The sequence below is a fragment of the Streptomyces sp. NPDC005775 genome (assembly GCF_042871565.1).
Lineage (GTDB): Bacteria > Actinomycetota > Actinomycetes > Streptomycetales > Streptomycetaceae > Streptomyces.
In genome coordinates this window covers 50,317-67,230 of the sequence record NZ_JBIAIU010000012.1, presented here as the reverse complement: position 1 = coordinate 67,230, position 16,914 = coordinate 50,317, and the positions used below count along the sequence as shown (strand labels likewise).

Annotated in this window: 15 protein-coding genes and 1 tRNA gene; 6 read left to right on the top strand and 10 right to left on the bottom strand. The window is 73.7% G+C overall.

Going from position 1 to position 16,914, the window contains the following annotated elements; translation table 11 throughout:
* The first annotated feature begins 161 nt into the window (after positions 1–161).
* Positions 162–941: a decarboxylase gene (locus tag ACFYPA_RS26150; RefSeq protein ID WP_389134457.1), complete on the top strand. Its 780-nt coding sequence runs from the start codon at positions 162–164 to the stop codon at positions 939–941.
* 113 nt (positions 942–1,054) lie between these two features.
* Positions 1,055–2,152 (top strand): LLM class flavin-dependent oxidoreductase, encoded by a 1,098-nt coding sequence (locus ACFYPA_RS26145; protein WP_359082446.1) that lies wholly within the window; start codon positions 1,055–1,057, stop codon positions 2,150–2,152.
* Between the two features lie 22 nt (positions 2,153–2,174).
* Here ACFYPA_RS26145 and ACFYPA_RS26140 read toward each other — a convergent pair whose 3' ends face one another.
* Positions 2,175–4,034, bottom strand: coding sequence for an EAL domain-containing protein (locus ACFYPA_RS26140; RefSeq protein ID WP_359082447.1), 1,860 nt, complete (start codon positions 4,032–4,034; stop codon positions 2,175–2,177).
* Between the two features lie 417 nt (positions 4,035–4,451).
* On the opposite strand from ACFYPA_RS26140, the gene ACFYPA_RS26135 reads away from it, so the two are divergent.
* Positions 4,452–5,666 (top strand): M6 family metalloprotease domain-containing protein, encoded by a 1,215-nt coding sequence (locus ACFYPA_RS26135; protein ID WP_359082448.1) that lies wholly within the window; start codon positions 4,452–4,454, stop codon positions 5,664–5,666.
* A gap of 58 nt (positions 5,667–5,724) precedes the next feature.
* Here ACFYPA_RS26135 and ACFYPA_RS26130 read toward each other — a convergent pair.
* From ACFYPA_RS26130 to ACFYPA_RS26100, 7 genes are all read right to left on the bottom strand, one after another.
* Positions 5,725–5,798: transfer RNA gene (locus ACFYPA_RS26130), tRNA-Lys, on the bottom strand.
* A complete protein-coding gene (locus ACFYPA_RS26125) occupies positions 5,789–6,508 on the bottom strand; it encodes a bifunctional DNA primase/polymerase (RefSeq protein WP_359082449.1) in 720 nt (239 codons plus the stop codon). The genes ACFYPA_RS26130 and ACFYPA_RS26125 overlap by 10 nt, the downstream gene beginning before the upstream one ends.
* A gap of 267 nt (positions 6,509–6,775) precedes the next feature.
* Positions 6,776–7,117, bottom strand: a complete 342-nt coding sequence (locus ACFYPA_RS26120; RefSeq protein WP_359082450.1) for a hypothetical protein — start codon at positions 7,115–7,117, stop codon at positions 6,776–6,778.
* Between the two features lie 123 nt (positions 7,118–7,240).
* Positions 7,241–8,575, bottom strand: a complete 1,335-nt coding sequence (locus ACFYPA_RS26115) for an AAA domain-containing protein (protein ID WP_359082451.1) — start codon at positions 8,573–8,575, stop codon at positions 7,241–7,243.
* Positions 8,572–10,179: a hypothetical protein gene (locus ACFYPA_RS26110; RefSeq protein ID WP_359082452.1), complete on the bottom strand. Its 1,608-nt coding sequence runs from the start codon at positions 10,177–10,179 to the stop codon at positions 8,572–8,574. The genes ACFYPA_RS26115 and ACFYPA_RS26110 overlap by 4 nt, the downstream gene beginning before the upstream one ends.
* Complete coding sequence (locus ACFYPA_RS26105; protein ID WP_359082453.1) at positions 10,170–11,336, bottom strand: hypothetical protein; 1,167 nt, start codon at positions 11,334–11,336, stop codon at positions 10,170–10,172. Before ACFYPA_RS26105 ends, ACFYPA_RS26110 begins: the two co-directional genes overlap by 10 nt.
* Entirely contained in the window at positions 11,242–12,213 is a 972-nt protein-coding gene (locus ACFYPA_RS26100) for a phosphatase PAP2 family protein (RefSeq protein WP_359082506.1), read from the bottom strand. The genes ACFYPA_RS26105 and ACFYPA_RS26100 overlap by 95 nt, the downstream gene beginning before the upstream one ends.
* A gap of 279 nt (positions 12,214–12,492) precedes the next feature.
* Here ACFYPA_RS26100 and ACFYPA_RS26095 point away from each other — a divergent pair, with 279 nt between their 5' ends.
* On the top strand, positions 12,493–13,089 hold the full coding sequence (locus ACFYPA_RS26095) for a histidine phosphatase family protein (protein ID WP_359082454.1): 597 nt from the start codon (positions 12,493–12,495) through the stop codon (positions 13,087–13,089).
* 88 nt (positions 13,090–13,177) lie between these two features.
* On the opposite strand, the gene ACFYPA_RS26090 is transcribed toward ACFYPA_RS26095, so the two are convergent.
* Complete coding sequence (locus ACFYPA_RS26090; protein WP_359082455.1) at positions 13,178–14,557, bottom strand: tetratricopeptide repeat protein; 1,380 nt, start codon at positions 14,555–14,557, stop codon at positions 13,178–13,180.
* Positions 14,558–14,811: 254 nt separating this feature from the next.
* Between ACFYPA_RS26090 and ACFYPA_RS26085 the strand changes: the two genes are divergently transcribed.
* Both ACFYPA_RS26085 and ACFYPA_RS26080 read left to right on the top strand, forming a co-directional pair.
* Positions 14,812–15,276, top strand: coding sequence for a hypothetical protein (locus ACFYPA_RS26085; protein WP_389134627.1), 465 nt, complete (start codon positions 14,812–14,814; stop codon positions 15,274–15,276).
* A 65-nt stretch (positions 15,277–15,341) separates the two neighbouring features.
* The gene (locus tag ACFYPA_RS26080) at positions 15,342–16,265 is read left to right on the top strand and encodes a spermidine synthase (RefSeq protein ID WP_389134450.1); all 924 of its coding nucleotides are present in this window, start codon (positions 15,342–15,344) and stop codon (positions 16,263–16,265) included.
* A 31-nt stretch (positions 16,266–16,296) separates the two neighbouring features.
* Here ACFYPA_RS26080 and ACFYPA_RS26075 read toward each other — a convergent pair whose 3' ends face one another.
* Positions 16,297–16,854, bottom strand: coding sequence for a hypothetical protein (locus ACFYPA_RS26075; protein WP_359082457.1), 558 nt, complete (start codon positions 16,852–16,854; stop codon positions 16,297–16,299).
* Positions 16,855–16,914: the final 60 nt, after the last annotated feature.

The window sequence follows — 16,914 nt, the reverse complement described above, 5'->3', positions numbered from 1 at the left end:
GGGGCGGTTCCTCCGTGTCGGCCGAGGTGGACGGATGCCACGCTCGCAGCCGCTCCGGGCGCCGTCAACAGGTCGGGGCGATGACCGGAGCGGATGGGGGAATACTTGAACCAGAGAGCGGGGGAGCTCAGCCACACAGTCGGAACACAGGAAGGGTGGACATGACGACCGTCGGATTCCTCTACCCCGGCCACTTCGCGGAGGACGACTACCCGCGCATGGAGATCCTGCTCGACAGCACCATCAGGCTCGTCGTCCGCCACACCGAGAGCCCCGGCGACGCCTATCGCGAGGACGCCCTGCGTGCGCTCGGCACCCCCGGCCGCCTCGCCGCCGGGGTCGAGGAGCTCCAGCGCTCCGGGGTCCAGTCCGTCGTCTGGGCGTGCGACGGCGGCAGCTTCCTGTGCGGCTCGCAGGGGGCCCACGACCAGGTCATGGCCGTGGCGCGGGCGGCGGGCGTACCGGCCTCCAGCACGTCCATCGGCTTCATCCACGCCGTACGGAAGCTGGGCGCCAACCGGGTCGCGGTCGCCGCGACCTACCCCGAGGACATCGCCGCCCACTTCACCGCTTTCCTCCGGGCCACGGGCATGGAGGTCGTCGCCACCCACGCGGCGGGAGCGGCCGGTGCCGCCGAGGCCGCCGACTGGGGGCTCGACCGGCTGAAGGAGCTGGCCGCCGCGGCCGACCGCCCCGAGGCGGAGGCCGTCCTGCTGCCGGACACGGCGCTGCACACGGTCAGCCACCTCCCCGCGCTGGAGGAGTTCCTCGGCAAGCCCGTCCTCACCGCGAACCAGGTGGCCGCCCGGGAAGCCCTGCGGCTGGCCGACCGCCCCGCCTGGGCGCCGGGGCTCGGAGCCCTCTTCGAGGCCCGCGAAGCGCCGCCCGCCCCGGTGCGATGGGGGAGCGGACGCTCCTACGCGCACGGCAAGCGGCCCTGAACCGGGCTTGCCCGAACCGCCTGGCCTCCCCGGACCGGGCTCCCCGGGAATAAGCGGAGCCCACCTCCTGTTGCACTGCTCCGGACCAGACGCATCACCGGAGAGGCCAGGACGTGGACGAGATTCGAGGCGACGAGATCCGTGGCAAGGCGGAGGGGACGGCACCCGTGCCGCTCTCCGTGCTTGACCTCGTGACCGTGGGCCAGGGCCGCACCGCGACCCAGGCCCTGCGGACCGGTGTCGAGATCGCGCAGCTCGCCGAGCGCCGCGGCTTCCACCGCTACTGGGTCGCCGAGCACCACTCCATGCCCGGCGTCGCCTCGTCCTCGCCGGCCGTGATCCTCGCCCACACCGCCGCCCACACCGAGCGCATCCGGCTCGGCTCCGGCGGCGTCATGCTGCCCAACCACGCCCCGCTCGTCATCGCCGAACAGTTCGGCACCCTGGAGGCCATGGCCCCCGGGCGCGTCGACCTGGGCCTCGGCCGCGCCCCCGGCACGGACGGCGCAACGGCGGCCGCCCTGCGCCGCACCGAGCGGCTGAACGAGGGCGCGGACGACTTCCCGCAGCAGCTCATGGAGCTGACGCGCTTCCTGGACGACGACTTCCCCGACGGTCACCCCTACGCCCGCATCCACGCGGTCCCCGGCCCCGTCCAGGCGACCTCCGAGGGCGGCGTCCAGTCCCCGGGCCGCCCGCCGCTGTGGCTGCTCGGCTCCTCCGGCTTCAGCGCCCGGCTGGCCGGCATGCTCGGCCTGCCCTTCGCCTTCGCGCACCACTTCTCGGCCCAGAACACCATTCCCGCCCTGGAGCTGTACCGCGAGTCCTTCAAGCCGTCGGCGGTGCTGGACGCCCCGTACGCCCTGATCGGTGTCGCCGCCCTGGCCGCCGACGACGAGCGCGAGGCCCGCCGCCAGGTGCTGTCCGGCGCCCTGTCCATGCTCCGCCTGCGCTCCGGGCGCCCCGGCCTGGTGCCGACGCCGGAGGAGGCGGAGGCGTACGCCTTCACCCCGATGGAGCGGGAGTTCGTCGACAGCTGGCTCGTCAACATCGTCCACGGCACCGCCGACGAGGTCCGCACCGGCCTCGACGACCTGGCCAAGCGCACCGGCGCCGACGAGCTGATGATCACCGCCAACGCCCACGGCGGCGAGGCGCGGCTGCGCAGCTACGGCCTCATCGCGGACGCGTACGGACTGCCGGGGGCCTGAGAGCCAGTCGGGTGGCCTTCGCTCAGGCCTTGAGGGCCCGTGCGCCCAGCAGCTCCGCGATGCGTTCCGGGCCGACCGCCCGGGAGTAGAGCCAGCCCTGTCCGGTGTCGCAGCCGATCCGCCGCAGCCGTTCCGCCTGGCCGGCCGTCTCCACGCACTCCGCGGTGACGGTCAGGCCCAGGCGGTGCGCCAGCTGGACCATGGCCTCGACGATCGTCTCGTCGGCGGGGCTGGGATGCGTGCCGCCCTCGTACCGGAATCCGCGCACGAACGCTCCGTCCAGCTTCAGTACGGAGACCGGCAGGCGGCTCAGGTAGGCGAGGTTGGAGTAGCCGGTGCCGAAGTCGTCGATGGCGATCCGGACGCCCATGTCGCTGAGCGCCTGCAGGGCCTGCAGGGGCCGACCCGCCGACCCCATCACCGCGGACTCGGTCAGCTCCAGTTGCAGCAGCGCCGGATCCAGGCCGGTCTCCGCGAGGATCTCCGCGACATCGGTGACCAGGTCGGAGTCCCAGACCTGCCGGACGGCGACGTTGACGCTGATGAACAGCGGCGGCTCGTCCGGATGGTCCAGCTGCCACCGCCTGGCCTGCCGGCAGGCCGCCCGCAGCACCCACCGCCCCAGTTGCACGATCGAGCCGTCCTCCTCGGCGATCGCGACGAACCGATTCGGCGAGAGCATGCCGAACTGCGGGTGGTTCCAGCGCACCAGCGCCTCGACACCCCGGACGACCCCGTCGGCCATGCAGACCAGCGGCTGGTACTCGATGGTGAACTCACCGCGTTCGACCGCCGGGCGAAGCGTGGAGGACAGGGCCTGCCTGGTCATCCGGTGCGCGTTGCGTTCGGGGTCGAAGAGGGTCCAGCGGGCCTTGCCGTCCGCCTTCGCCCAGTACAGCGTCGTGTCCGCCGCCTGCATGAGGCCGGTGGCCGAGGTGCCCGCGACGGGCCGCTCCACCACTCCGATCGACGCCGAGACCGACAGCCGCTGACCGGCCAGGTCGAAGGGCTGCTGCAGCGCGGCGAGCACCGTGCGGGCGAGATCGGTGAGCTGCTGCGTACCGGTGGACTCCTCGACCAGGACCGCGAACTCGTCCCCGCCCAGGCGCGCCACCAGATGGGCCCCGGTGGGATACGGGCCCTCCTGCTCGGCGCAGTCCGTGAGCCGGGCGGCCACGGCGGCCAGCAACCGGTCACCGACCCGGTGGCCCAGGGTGTCGTTGACGGCCTTGAAGCCGTCCAGATCGAGGTAGACGAGCCCGATCCGGCCCTGCCCGGGCATGCTGTCGTCCCTGTGCGGCGCCGCCTCCAGGACCGCCGAGAGCCGCTCGAAGAACAGCGTCCGGTTGGGCAGCCGGGTCACCGGGTCGTGCATCTGGAGGTGGCGCAGCCGCTTCTGGAGCTCCCGCCGGTCGCTGACGTCGGCGACGGAGAGCAGCACCTGTCCGGGCGCGGCCCCTTGTGCGGAGGCCGCGGCCATGGGCACGACGGTGATCTCCGCCCACAGTGAGCGCCCGTCGGGGTGCTTGAGCCGGCGGGTGCAGCGGAAGCGGGAGCGCCGGCCGTGCAGCACCTCGCGGTACGCGTGCCAGGTGCGGCCGTCCGCGGCGAGGTCGACCAGATCGGATGCGGACTGGGCGGTCAGCGAGGCCGCGCCGACACCGGCCAGTGCGGCCAGCGCCTCGTTGGCGGTGACGATCAGGCCCTCGTGGTCGACGACGGCCATCGGAAGGGTGGCGGCCCGGAACGCTGCCCGGTAGTCGTGCGGCTCGGAGGGCGACCCGGCGGCCGGCCACGCATCGTCACGCTCCGTGAGGGGCGGGGGCGGGGAAGGGGCTGCTGTGCCTGCCGCGGGCCTGGGCCCTTCGGAGGTTCCGCTCACCGTTCGCTCCCGCCGTGCAGTTCTGTCCCGGACACCTCTGGTCGGACTGGCCCGCCGCGCGGAGCGCCGTCGTCAGAGGCGGAATCCGCGCAGGGAAGCGAGGTGAAGCATAGAGGCTGGCACGTCGGCCGTTCCAGCGCCCCGACCGTTACGGGCCCCGCGTGCGCCGCACTTGAGCCATTCGCCGGGTGACCCGGTTTGCCCGTGACTGATTGTTTCTGCGCGGTTCTGTTCCCTCTCGACGTCCCAGTGATCGATTGTGACTGTCCGTGAAAACAGTGCGCGGTTCCGACGCTGACCCGACTGGGGCAGCTCAACAGGACGAACTCTGTGAAACGCCACAAGGTGGTCAGGAGGGCCCTGAGTCCGCACCCCGCACCGGAGGTAGATGTGCCGCGTCAGCAAGGGCCCGGAGGGATGGAGAGACCCAGCCCCCGTGCGGTGGCGGCCGGGCTGATCTCCCTCCTCGCGCTCGCCGCCACTTCTCTCGTGGCCGGCCCCGCCGCTGCGGCCACGGGGGACGCGGCCCCGTGCGCGCTGCCCCGGGCGGACGTCCACCACTCGCTCGGCGTGGACGACTGGAACGGGGCCTATCCGCGCCCCGACCACTCCCTCGACGCGGTCATGGTCTTCCTCTCGTTCCCCGACGCCAGGCCCGTCACCACCCCGGCCGAACTCGCCGCCGACCACTTCCCCGCCACCACGCAGTTCTTCCAGCGCGCCTCGTACGGAAAGTTCACCCTGCGCCCGCACCCCCAGCGGCAGTGGATCCGGATGCCCAAGCCGTCGGTCTGGTACGGCATACAGCGCGACTGGGACAACGACCGGCGCAGCGCCTATCTGCGCGACGCCATCGACGCGGCCGACCCCACCGTGGACTTCTCGAAGTACGACATCGTCTACCTCGTCGCCGACCCGGACGCCCCGGGTGTCGACTCCGACGCCACCAAGGTCGTCAACTTCGACCGGCCGCTGCACGCCGACGGCAAGGACATCAGGCGCGTCGTCACCGTCTTCGAGCAGCATCCCCCCGACCACAACGTCCTCGCCCACGAGACCGGACACGTCTTCGACCTGCCCGACCTCTACCACCGGCCCTCGGACGGCAAGGGGGACTGGGACACCTACGTCGGCGACTGGGACGTCATGGGCAGCCAGTTCGGCCTCGCGCCCGACCTCTTCGGCTGGCACAAGTGGAAGCTGGGCTGGCTCGACGACCGGCAGGTGACCTGCATCCAGAGCGACCGGGTCGTCACCCTGGAGCCGATGGCGGCCGTACCCGTGCGCGGCGCGTCCATCGGTACCCGGCTCGCCGTGATCAGGACCGGCGAGAGCAGCGCCGTGGCCATCGAGGCCCGCAGCGCCACCGGCAACGACAGCGCCACCTGCACCGAAGGCGTGCTGCTCTACCGGATCCGCACCGGGACGCCGTCGGGCGGTGGCCCCGTCGATGTCCTCGACACCCACCCCGACACCGACGCGTGCTGGGACCGCTCCGTCTACCCACCGCTCGCGGACGCCCCGCTGCGGGTCGGCGAGACGTACTCCGTACCCGGGGGGCACACCACGATCGAGGTCGCCGACCGGACGTCGTCGGGGGCGTGGACGGTCCGGATCACGACGGGGACGTGACCGGGGCGGGTGACACGAAGAAGCCCCCTCGCTCTCGCGAGGGGGCTTCTTCCGTCTGTGCGCCGCCAGGGACTCGAACCCCGGACCCGCTGATTAAGAGTCAGCTGCTCTAACCAACTGAGCTAGCGGCGCCTGCTGACGTCGTAGACCTTAGCACCCTGATCCAGGGGAGGAAAAATCGAAATCCGGGGTGCCGGAGCCGGCACCGAACGGGCCACCCGGACACAGGCCCAGAGCAGGACGTCCGGCCCCGGGAGCCAAGGGGTACGGGTGTCGGGGGCGACCAGCCAGCGGGGCCCGGAAGCCGATGGGCCGCAGGTCAGCGGCGGGACCGTCACCGCGTCGCCGGCGCCGTGACACAGCAGCGGGGGCACCTTCGAGCCGCCGCCGTCCGACCCCAGCGGATCCCGGCCGGGCCGCCCTCCCGGGCCGGCCCCCCACTCCTCCCAGTCCAGCAGCGAGGGCAGCCGCTGCGCGGTGCCGGGGGAGGCGAACAGCAGCATGCGGCCGCGGTGCGCGGCGACCGGGCCGGAGCCCGGGCCGTCGGCCCACAGGTGCTCCAGCATCCGCCGCCCGAAGAGGGTGGGGACGTTCACCACGTCGAAGGCGGAACCGCACGGCAGGACCCCGGGCGCGGAGGGGTGCGACTCCCACTGGGCCAGCGTGCTGCGCGGATACGCCGCCGCACCGGCCAGCCAGGCGGCGCCTGCCGCGGTCACCTGGGCCGTCCGGTTCCCGGCCTGCTCGCGCAGGACGGCGAAGAGGTCGGCGTCCTCACCGGCGCGGGGGCGGGGCCCGTCACCGTGATGCAGGGTCGTTTCGTCTGGCAGCCATGCGGTCATATGCGCAGGTCTACCCGGAGTGACCGGTCGGTTTCCGAAAGTTGTCGGAAATCGGGACAGGGTGGGGTGGTGAGGAGTATCTTGCGCACCTGGCATATGCCAACGCTTGTACTCGGAGTGATCACCGGGCCTGCCGCGCGGGCTTCGCGGGGCGCCCCTGTGCGGACCGTGGGCCGCCGCGTCAGCCCCTCGGGAGGTCGACGCCGGCGTCAGCCCCTCGGGAGTCGACGTCTCGGGCTCAGGGCCTCCGGAGCCGACGCCTCGGCATCAGGGCCTCGGCTCGTTCAGCAGACTGCGGCCGAACTCGACCATCTTCACCGCGTAGTCCTCGGTCCACTCCGCCCGCTGCGCGATGTCCGCGGTCGTCAGCCGGTCGAACCGGCGGGGGTCCGCCAGCTGCGCCGCCGCGATCGCCTGGAACTCGACCGCCCGGTCCGTCGCCGCGCGGAAGGCAAGCGTCAGCTCCGTGGCGCGGCCCAGCAGCTCCTTCGGATCGTCCATCGACTCCAGGTCGAAGAAGTGCTCGGGATCGGCGACCGCCGCCGACGGCTCGAAGAGCAGGGGTGCGGGGCGCAGCCGCTGCTGCTCGTTCGGCTCGGGTTGTGCCATGTGGTTCTGCCTCCTCCGGTGGGCCCGACGGCCACCCTCCATTGTCCAGTCCGGCGCAAGGGGGCTTTCCGGCATGTGCGACGGCCCGCCCGCGCGCCGTCGCGCCCCCACGCACCCCCGCCGTCAACGTCCCCAGCGCACCCGGTGTTCCGACAGCCGCGCCAGTACCGCGTGGTTGGCCTCCCAGCCGTCCGGGAACTTGACCGTGACGCCCAGCTGTACCGGCTCCGTCGACGGGTGTTCGTCCAGCAGCTCCGTGACCCCTTCGCGGCACACCACGACGCAGGCGTGGCGGTGGCGGGAGGTCAGTACGCACAGGCGGCCCGTCTCCAGATGGAAGGCGGTGGCATCCGGGCGGCCGGACAGTGGGTGCAGGACCACCGTGACGTCGAACTCGCGGCCCTGGAGCCGGTTCGCCGTGTCCACCGCCACCCCCGTGACCCCCAGCTCGGCGAGCGCAGCCCGCACCGCGGCCGCCTGGTCGCGATGGGCCGTACCGACCGCGACCCGGTCCGCCGTCACCGGCGCCGGGACCGGGGAGCGCTCGCTGGTCGCCGCCCCGCCCCGGTCCAGCAGCCGGCGCACCACCAGGGCCACGGCCCGCACCGCCTCCGGGTCGGTGCGCGGGGTGTGCCGGGCCGGCAGCTCCAGCAGCCCCCAGCCGGACTCCGCCGCCTCGTCCAGCACCCGGTCCGCCGCCGAACCGTCGGACGCGACCCCGAACGACAGCAGCCGGTCGCCGTGGTCCGTACCGCTGCGGAACGGCGTGTACGGGTAGAAGGCGTCCGACACCAGTGGCGCCGCCGAGGCCGGCAGCCGCCAGGAGACCGGCAGCCGGTGCTGCGGCAGCTCCGGGTTGTGCGCGAGCAGGGTGGTGACCGCGCTGGCCGACGGGTCGTAGCTCAGCCCCGCCCACTGGTCCGCGCCGACGATCGAGAACGGGTCCAGCTGGCCCGGATCGCCGACGAACAGCGCCCGTTCGAAGAGGCCCGCCACGGCCAGCAGCGCGTCCGAACGCATCTGGTACGCCTCGTCGACGATCGCGTGGCCCCACGGCTCGACGTTCTTCACATGGGCCCACTTCGCCGCCGTCGAGATGACGACGTCCAGCCCCGCCAGATCCGCCGCCTTCGCCGACTTCCGTACGTTGGCCAGGCCGTCCAGCACCTTGTCGTAGGGATCGGAGTCGTTGCTGTGCAACCGGCCGACCGGCAGGCCGGGGTCCTTCTCCGCGAGCCGCACCACCAGATCGTCGACCTGGGCGTTCGTCTGCGCGACCACCATCAGCGGGCGCCCGGCCGCGGCGAGCTCCAGCGCGGCGCGCACCACCAGCGTCGACTTGCCCGCACCCGGCGGGGAGTCCACGACGATGCCGCGCGCCGTGCCGTTCAGCGTGTCGTCCAGGATGCGGGCGGTGGCCAGGCCCGCTGCCGCGCCCGGGTCGAATACGGCCGTCACAGCAGGTCCTCCGTGGTCACGGGGTCGGGGTGCTCGGCAGCCGCCGCGCCGCCCGGCGGGCCGCCGTGGGTCCACGGGGTCTCCTCCGGGTCCGGCAGCTGAGGGCCGCCGCGCTGGTCGTGCTCGAAGAGCGTCCAGGCGATGACGTCACCGGGCTCCGGCACCGAACCCGGGGCGGGCTCCTTGCCGCGGCCCATCCGGTCGGTGATCCGCAGCACCAGCGAGGGCGCCGCGGCATCCTCCTCCGGGCCGTAGCCCGCGAACTCGGCGGTCTGCGGCTTGCCGTCCAGCGAGCGGTAGACCTTCACGCGTTCGCCCAGATGCGGCTGCTCGGCCGTGCGGACCGTGACGAGGGGCCGCGGGGAGGGGCGCTTGGACTCGCTGTACGCCATCTCCACCGCCGTCACCTCGCCGAGGAACGCCTCGCCCGCCAGTCGCCGCCCGGCCAGCACCAGCGGATCGTCCAGCGCCTCCTGGGCCTCCAACTGCGCCTGCGCGGTCTCCCGCGCCGCCAGCTTGCGGGCCGCCGTCACCGCGTCGTCCCGCCGCGGCTGCGGCGGTTCACCGGCGCGCACCCGGTCGCGATGGCCGGTGAACGACCAGCGGTCGCGGGTCCAGCGGTCCTCGGCCCTGGACCCCTCCGGAAGCTCCCGCAGCAGGTCCAGGCCACGCCACACCGCGTCCCAGGTCGGCCGCAGCACGCCGGCCAGCAGGCCCCGGATCTCCCGCTCGGCCGCCGTCAGTTCGGCGAGCCGGGCGTCGGCCGCCAGACCGTCCTCGGCGGCGGCCAGCGAGGTGCGCGCCCGGTCGTACTTCTCGATCGCGGGTGCCAGCAGCCTGTTGTCGAAATCCGGGTCGGTGGCCGGTCCGGCCGGCGGGCAGAGCAGCTGGCCCCCGGCGTCCCTGGCCAGCTCCGCGCGGAGCGCCGCCTCGGCCCCGGACCCGCCCGCGGGCGGGTCGATCCACGCGAGCAGGGCGCCCAGGTGCTGGTCCTCCAGCGAGGACTGGCCGGTCGCCCAGTGCCGGTTCAGCAGATCGGTGCCGGCCAGCAGCAGGGAGGAGCCCGGCACCCGGGCCCGTTCGCCGTAGTGCGTCAGCCAGCGGCCCAGCAGCGGGACCCGGGCGGGCGCCGGATACGGGGTGTCCGGGTCGTCCTCGGCGGTGCGCCGGAAACGCATGGAGCGGCCGAGCAGCCGCACGAACTCGATGCCCGCCCGGCTCGGCACGATCAGCTGCGCCGCGTCCGTGCACAGTTCGGTGACGACTTTGACCTTCTTGCCGGTGCCGGGATCGGTCTCGCTCCGTTCGGCAGGCTCGATCACGTCTGCGTACGCGTCGATGTACGGCAGGACCGTCTCGGCCAGCTCGGCGAGGAACGCGAACCGCAGGTCCCGGTCGCGCGGCTGGGCCACGGCCAGCAGCCGGGGCGCGTCCCGGTCCGTGCCGACGAGCGCGCCGAGCGGGGCACCCGCCTCGCCCGCCGTGGTGAGCGGCACCAGCACGAGCGGCCGGTCGCCGAGGTGGCGGTGGCGGACGGTGGTCATCGGCTGGGCGCGACCGCTCTCCACGGCCTCCAGCCGGGCCAGGGTGCCGATCAGCGACATGCGGTGCTGCCCTCCAGAGCCTCGGCGCGCAGCGCTGCCGCGCGCAGCAGTGCGGCGACCGTCGGGTCCGCCGGATCGCCCTCCTTGCCCGCGGCGGCGGCCAGTACGCCGGTGACCGTGGTCAGCCCGCCGAGCTCACCCCGCACGCTCCGCCCGAGTGCCTCGACCGCACCGGCGGCCCGGGCCTTCGCCCGGCAGTGGAAGGCCAGCTCGCAGGCGGCCAGGCACTCCGGTGCGTACGCCGCGGTGACGGACTCGACCGCGGTGTCCAGCTCCTCGGGGGAGCACTCCGGGTCGAACGTGGTGCCTTCGGGCAGGGCCGCCGCGATGTCCTCGACCCGGGTGAGCCGGGTCAGCTGGCGACGGGTGACCGCGCGCTGCTTGCGCACGTCCACGACGGACGCGGTCGGCAGGTTGGAGAAGTCCTTGGGGCAGACCAGCAGCACCCGGTGGCCGACCTCCGCCCCGTCGGTCACCGCTGCGACCCGCTCCAGCGCCAGGACGTACACGGCGGACTGGCGGGCGGCCGCGCCCACCTTCGCGGCGTCGGCGGAGCCGTCGATCATGGGGAACGACTTGATCTCGACGACCGTCCAGGTGCCGTCGGGGTGGACCACCACCGCGTCCGGCTCCAGATAGGCGGGGGACCCCGCCACCTCCAGGGCCAGCATGGGGTGGTCGAGCAGCGCCCAGCCGCCGGACGCGGTCGCCTCGCGCAGGGCGAGCGCGGTGCGGGCGGCGCGGCCCTCGGGCCCCGCGGCCGTCAGGTCGGGCGTGGGGACGTCCCGGGGCGGTTCGCCGGGGACGCCGAACCGCTCGTGCAGCAGGCGCATCAGTTCCGTACCGCCGTCGGCCTTGACCCTGGCCTCGAAGGCGTTGCCCCGCATGAAGGCGAACTGGGACTGGCCGAAGGCGGCCGGTGACCCGAGCGCGGTGGCGAGCGCGCCCTTGTCGACCCCCGCCCCGTCGAGCAGGGCGCGCCGCTTGCAGCCGGGGTTGGCGGCCAGCGCGGCCAGGGCGCGGGCGTCCAGCGGCCGGGGCGCGACGGCCGGGCCCCTCAGCTCAGCGAGCCGCCTTCGCAGCGTCACCGCCCGCGGCTCTTCCCGCGGCGGCCGGGACGTCGGCCGGGACAGGTGGGCCGGCCGGTGCTGTTGCATCGGTGGGATCTGCGGAGGTGGACCGCTGGCCGGGGATTCGCTCACCCGCGGAAGTCTTGCATCCGGCACTGACATCCGGGGACCGCTCGGCGGGGGAGACCCGTGCGAAGCGGGCCATGACCGCGTCCTTGGTCCGCTCGGCGAAGCGCGACACGGGCCTGGCGAGCAGTGCGCCGGCGCCCATGACGACGGCGCCCGCGACGGCGTCGAGGAAGTAGTGGTTGGCGGTGCCCATCACCACGATGAGGGTGATCAGGGGGTAGGCGATGCCGGCGGCCCGCAGGAGGGGGTGCTTGGCGTGGCGCCAGAGGAGGATGCCGCACCAGAGCGCCCAGCCGACGTGCAGGCTCGGCATCGCCGCGTACTGGTTCGTCATGCCGCCCATGCCGCGCGGTGCGCTCGCCTCGCTGCCCCACCAGCCGTACGAGCTGTACTGGGCCATCGTGTCGACGAAACCGTGCCCGGCGGCCAGCAGCCGCGGCGGGCAGGTCGGCATCAGCGTGAAGCCGATGAGGCCGAGCATCGTGGATGTCATCAGCCAGGTCCTGGCCCGGCGGTAGGCGGCCGAGTGGCGCCGGAACATCCAGATCAGAACGGCCGGGGTGACCAGGTAGTGCAGGGATGCGTACGCGAAGTCGGCGGGTATGCCTATGGAGGGGTGTGCGGTGAACAGCCGGTTGAGCGGGTGCTCGGCGTTGAGGAAGAGGGCCTTCTCCAGATCCAGGATGCGCAGCCCGTGGTCGACGGCGGTGGACACGTCGCCCCGGACCAGGAGTCTGCCGCCCGAGTACGCCCCGTACACCAGGGCCAGGAGCGGGAGCTCGGTCCACCAGCGGGGCCGGTGGCGCGGCACGGGCGCGGTGGTGGCATGCGGCATCCGGAAGTTCTCCATCATGTGTTCATGCGGCCGACGGCGGGCGTTCAACCGTACGGTGCGGGTCGGGCGCGGTTCGCCCGGGGTGCCCTTCGGCGCCCCTCAGCTGTTCGAATTCATCTGTGGTCATTGGGACGCCCGTACGGCCCCCCCAGGTTGCCTCACGCGAAGGTACGCGATGATGGAAAACCGGACGATACGTTTCCTCGCTCATCGTCCCGCAGACGTCCAAGATCTCAGATCCCGCATCTCAGGTCTCAGTTTTTCAGGGAGAGCTGTCACATGGCACCGCGCATCCTGCTGGCCAGGCACGGCCGGACGGAATGGTCCGTCAAGGGAAACCACACCGGCAGGACGGACATCCCGTTGCTCGACTCCGGGCGCGAGGGAGCCAAGCTGCTCGGTGAGCGGCTGCACCGCGGGCCGTGGGCGGACCTGCCCGGTCTGGAGGTCCGCACCAGTCCCCTCGTGCGGGCGTCCGAGACGTGCCGGATCGCCGGGTTCGGCGAGCGGGCCGAGCCGTGGGACGCGCTGATGGAGTGGGACTACGGGGCGTACGAGGGGATGACTCCCGCCGAGATCAAGGCGATCCGCCCGGACTGGTTCATCTGGCGGGACGGGGTGCCGGAGGGGGAGACCCTGGCCCAGGTGTCGGCCCGGGCGGACGAGGTCGTCGAGTGGGCGCGCTCGGCCGACCGCGATGTCCTGGTCTTCGGCCACGGCCACATCCTGCGGGTGCTGGGGGCGCGGTGGCTGGGCGAGGACGCGTCGTTCGCGGCCCGCATCAGGCTGGACCCGACGTCACTGTCGGTCCTGGGGTGGGCGTACGGGGCGCCGGCGCTGGAGCGGTGGAACGATACGGGGCACCTGGAGCGGTAGGGGTTCGTTCCAGCCCGTCCGGCGTTTCAGGACGGGCTGGAAGGGCGGGCCGGTCCGAGGACCCCGGCCCGGAGCCGGGGTTCCGTCCTCAAACGCCGGACGGGCTCGGACGGGCGGACATCGCGTGGCGGTCCAGGAAGTCCTTGACGTCCACCGAGCCCCGGCCCCGGGGTCGCAGGACCGTGGCCGCGTCCGCCAGCATCGACCGGATGCGGGAGGACTGGACCTGGTCCAGCAGGTCGATCACCCGGTGGCCCGTCGCCGCCGCCTCCTCCATGAGGCCCGCCCGCGCCAGGTCCCACGTCAGCTCCGCGCGGTACAGCGCCAGGTTCCGGGTGAAGTGCGGGTCCTGCAGTCGCGTCGCCCGCCGTGCGTGCCGCGCGGCCCGCGACCAGTCGCCCAGGGCCGACCAGCACTGCGCCTCCAGCATCTCCAGCTCCGCCTCCCGGAAGAAGGTCATCCACTCCGGGTCCGCCGCGGACGGCCCCTTCCCGAACGCGGTGTGCGCCCGGCCGAGCGCCTGTTCGCAGCCGGTACGGTCCCCGAGCCCGGCCCGGCCCCCCGCCTCGCGCAGGGCGAGCAGCGCCAGCAGCCGCGGCGAGCCCAGGGGCTGGGCGGCCCGCTGCCCCGCCTCCGCCGCGCGCACGGACTCGCGCGGCCGGCCCGTATCGCGGGCCAGGAACGACGCGTTGCAGAACGCGTGCGCCTCCAGCGCCGGGTCCCCGGCCAGCCGCGCGGTGGCCAGCGCCTCCGCGTAGTGCGAGCGGGCGTCGTCGAACCGGCCCGAGTCATGGGCCAGCCAGCCCACCGAGATGGCCAGCTCGCCGGCGCCCGCGTGCAGCCGGTCCGCCGTGGAGCGGCGGGTCGGCGTGCCGGAGTCGAGCAGCGCGTACGCCCTCCGCAGCGGCTGGGAGGCCCGCCGGTAGAGGCCGTCGCCGCCGTGCCGGTCGTCGAGCAGGCGGATCTGGCGCACCGCCTTCTCGACGGCGCTCACCTCCGCCTCGCCGACCCGGCGCTGCACGGGCACGGAGGCGGCGGCGGCCGGGCCGCCGAAGCCCAGGCCCAGGGAGGCGGCCGCCACCGCGGTGGTGCCGCTCGTCATGAATGCGCGACGCAGCACGTCGCTCTCCTCGTCGGTCTCGCTGCCGAGTACGAGCAGCGGGGAAGTCGGGGGTGGCGGGGCGCCCGCCGCGGGCCGGGCCCCCCGGCCGCGGACCGATTCGCGCGGTGAGAAGCCCAGGTCCGCCAGGTTCGCCCCGGGGAACATGTGCAGGAAGACCCGCTCGTACGCGTAGTTGGGACAGCGGATCTCGCCGGACTCCACGCGTCCGATGTACCGGGCGTCGCACGCGACCTGCTCACCGATCTCGCGAGCGGACCTGCGTACCGCGGCAGCGAACTCCCCGGCGGAGCGTTGTCCGCGCAGCCGCCGGAAGGCGAGGTTGGGAACTGCCCGTGTCGACACCATTGCGGGGCCCTCTCTGGTGCAAGCCGGGCGCCTGTTTCCGGTGTCCCGGCGGAGCAAGAACGTACCTGCTGTGATGGGACACACACGCTGCGTTTGCCCGCAAATGGGGCATCTCGCCCACGATCCGCCATGAACTGCCACCCTTTGCGGCGGTGCTGCGCCGTAGCCCTTGACGCGGTCGGCGCGTTGGTCCATGCGGAGACGGAGTCCGGCTCCGCCCGGCTCCGCCCGGCGATGAGAGGAGAGGTCCCTTGTTGCACCTCGGCATGGCGACCGGATCGCGAACGACCGCGACGACCGGGACGGCGGCCAGTACGGCGTCGACCGGCACCCCCGTACCCACCGAGGGGCCGGGCACGCCCCCCGGGCCCGAACCCTGTGACGTGGTGACGGTCCCCGCCCGTCAGGGTCTGGAGGCCGTCGACATCCTGCGGCGCGGCGCCGACCAGGAGGCCGTCGGCCCGGTCATCCACGACGGGGCCTGCGCCACCCTCGGCTTCCTGGTGCCCCCCGGCACCGCGCAGGCCTGGGACGTACCGGGCAGTGCCTGTACGCAGACCGACGGCCGCGGGCTGCGCATCCCCGCCGAGCCGCCGGTCCAGGGCAGCGGCTGGCTGCTGCCGCCCGCCGACGACACCCCCGTCACCGACCCGGCCGCGCTGCGGGCCGCCCTCGACCAGGCCGCCCGGCTGATCGAGGCGGCCGACAACTGCCGCTGAGCTCATAATGGCCGGACGAGGGCAAACGCCTCGGTGGACGGCACGACGAGCGGGGACGAGGGGCAGTGGCACGTCGAGGAGCGGGCGGCGGCGGCGAGCGCAAGCAGCGCGCGGACCGCAGGACCGACCGCAAGGCCGCGCGCGGCCCCGAACGCCCCGCGGGCAACGTCACGGAGCCCGTGGACGGCGGTGTCGCCGAGCTGGTGCCCGACCGGGAACGCCGTCGTGCCTGGACCCTGACGATCGACGGCGCCCCGCAGTCCCACGTGGACCTGGACGATCCGACGTACCTCTCGTTCGAGTACCAGCGCCGCATCGGCCACATCGCCGACCTGGTCGCGCCGGCCGGGCAGCCGCTGCACGTCGTACACCTGGGCGGCGGGGCCTTCACCCTCGCCCGCTACATCGCCGCGACCCGCCCCCGCTCCACCCAGCAGATCGTCGAGGTGGACGCCGCCCTCGTCCAACTCGTGCGCCGGGAGCTGCCGCTGGACCCCCAGGCCAGGATCAGGGTCCGCGCCACCGATGCCCGCGCCGGGCTCGGGAAGGTCCAGGACGACTGGGCCGACCTCGTCATCGCCGACGTCTTCAGCGGGGCCCGTACCCCCGCCCACCTCACCAGCACCGAGTTCCTCGCCGAGGTGCGCCGTGTCCTGAAACCGGGCGGGAGTTACGTGGCCAACCTCGCCGACGGGCCGCCGCTGGCCCATCTGCGGGGCCAGATCGCCACCGCCGCGGCCGTCTTCCCCGAGCTGGCGCTGGCCGCCGACCCGACCGTGTTCCGCGGCCGCCGCTTCGGCAACGCCGTACTGCTCGCCTCCGATGTGACGCCGAAGGTCGCGGAGCTGACCCGCCGGGTGGCGACCGATCCGCACCCGGGGCGCGTCGAACACGGGCGGGCGCTCGCCGACTTCACCGGCGGGGCGGCCGCGGTGCACGACGCGGACGCCCGGCCCTCACCCGCACCGCCGGCGTCCGCCTTCGACTGACGGGGAGTCGGCCGGCGTCACGGTCCCGGGCTCACTCATTCACGATCTCGACCATCGGCGGATGGTCGTTCCAGGTGCAGTAGACCGACACCGTCGTGCCGTCGTCCTTGGTGAAGTTCACCCGGATCCACGTCGTGTTCGTCCAGACCTGCACCGACCAGCCCTGCTCCGGCGTCGCCGACACCAGCTTCGCCGCATCCGTGCCGAGCTCGAAGACGATCCGGCCACCGTCCGTCCGGTAGCTCTTCGCCGTACCCGACGCGTTGGCCGGCGCGGTGGCCGAGACTGTCGGGCGCGGAGTGCCGGCCGGGGTGCGCGACGGCGTCCGGGACGGGGTCGCGGCCGGCTTCGGGGTGGCCGGAGGTGTGGCGGACGCCGTCCTCGACGGCGTCGGTCGCGGGCGGTGCGTCGAGGACACCAGGCTCTCCGCGCCGTCCCCGTCGCCCCGGGCACCCGCCGCGATCGGCACCGCGCGGGGCGGGTCGTACGCCGTACCCGCCATCACGGTGTGCACACCCCACCACGTCAGCGTGACCGCGGCGCCGGTGGCGAGCGACCACGCGAGCGCGTGTACGAGACCTCGTTGCATCCGGCCCATCCTGCCCCACGGCCCCCACCGGTGTCCCGGGTACGGCGACCGGGCGGACCG

What these genes read in the sequence shown, in the direction of transcription:
- ACFYPA_RS26150 (WP_389134457.1), top strand. Translation starts at nt 162, where the DNA reads ATGACGACCGTCGGATTCCTCTACCCCGGCCACTTCGCGGAGGACGAC.
- ACFYPA_RS26135 (WP_359082448.1), top strand. Translation starts at nt 4,452, where the DNA reads ATGGAGAGACCCAGCCCCCGTGCGGTGGCGGCCGGGCTGATCTCCCTC.
- ACFYPA_RS26125 (WP_359082449.1), bottom strand. Translation starts at nt 6,508, where the DNA reads ATGACCGCATGGCTGCCAGACGAAACGACCCTGCATCACGGTGACGGG.
- ACFYPA_RS26120 (WP_359082450.1), bottom strand. Translation starts at nt 7,117, where the DNA reads ATGGCACAACCCGAGCCGAACGAGCAGCAGCGGCTGCGCCCCGCACCC.
- ACFYPA_RS26110 (WP_359082452.1), bottom strand. Translation starts at nt 10,179, where the DNA reads ATGTCGCTGATCGGCACCCTGGCCCGGCTGGAGGCCGTGGAGAGCGGT.
- ACFYPA_RS26105 (WP_359082453.1), bottom strand. Translation starts at nt 11,336, where the DNA reads ATGCAACAGCACCGGCCGGCCCACCTGTCCCGGCCGACGTCCCGGCCG.
- ACFYPA_RS26100 (WP_359082506.1), bottom strand. Translation starts at nt 12,213, where the DNA reads ATGCCGCATGCCACCACCGCGCCCGTGCCGCGCCACCGGCCCCGCTGG.
- ACFYPA_RS26095 (WP_359082454.1), top strand. Translation starts at nt 12,493, where the DNA reads ATGGCACCGCGCATCCTGCTGGCCAGGCACGGCCGGACGGAATGGTCC.
- ACFYPA_RS26090 (WP_359082455.1), bottom strand. Translation starts at nt 14,557, where the DNA reads ATGGTGTCGACACGGGCAGTTCCCAACCTCGCCTTCCGGCGGCTGCGC.
- ACFYPA_RS26075 (WP_359082457.1), bottom strand. Translation starts at nt 16,854, where the DNA reads ATGCAACGAGGTCTCGTACACGCGCTCGCGTGGTCGCTCGCCACCGGC.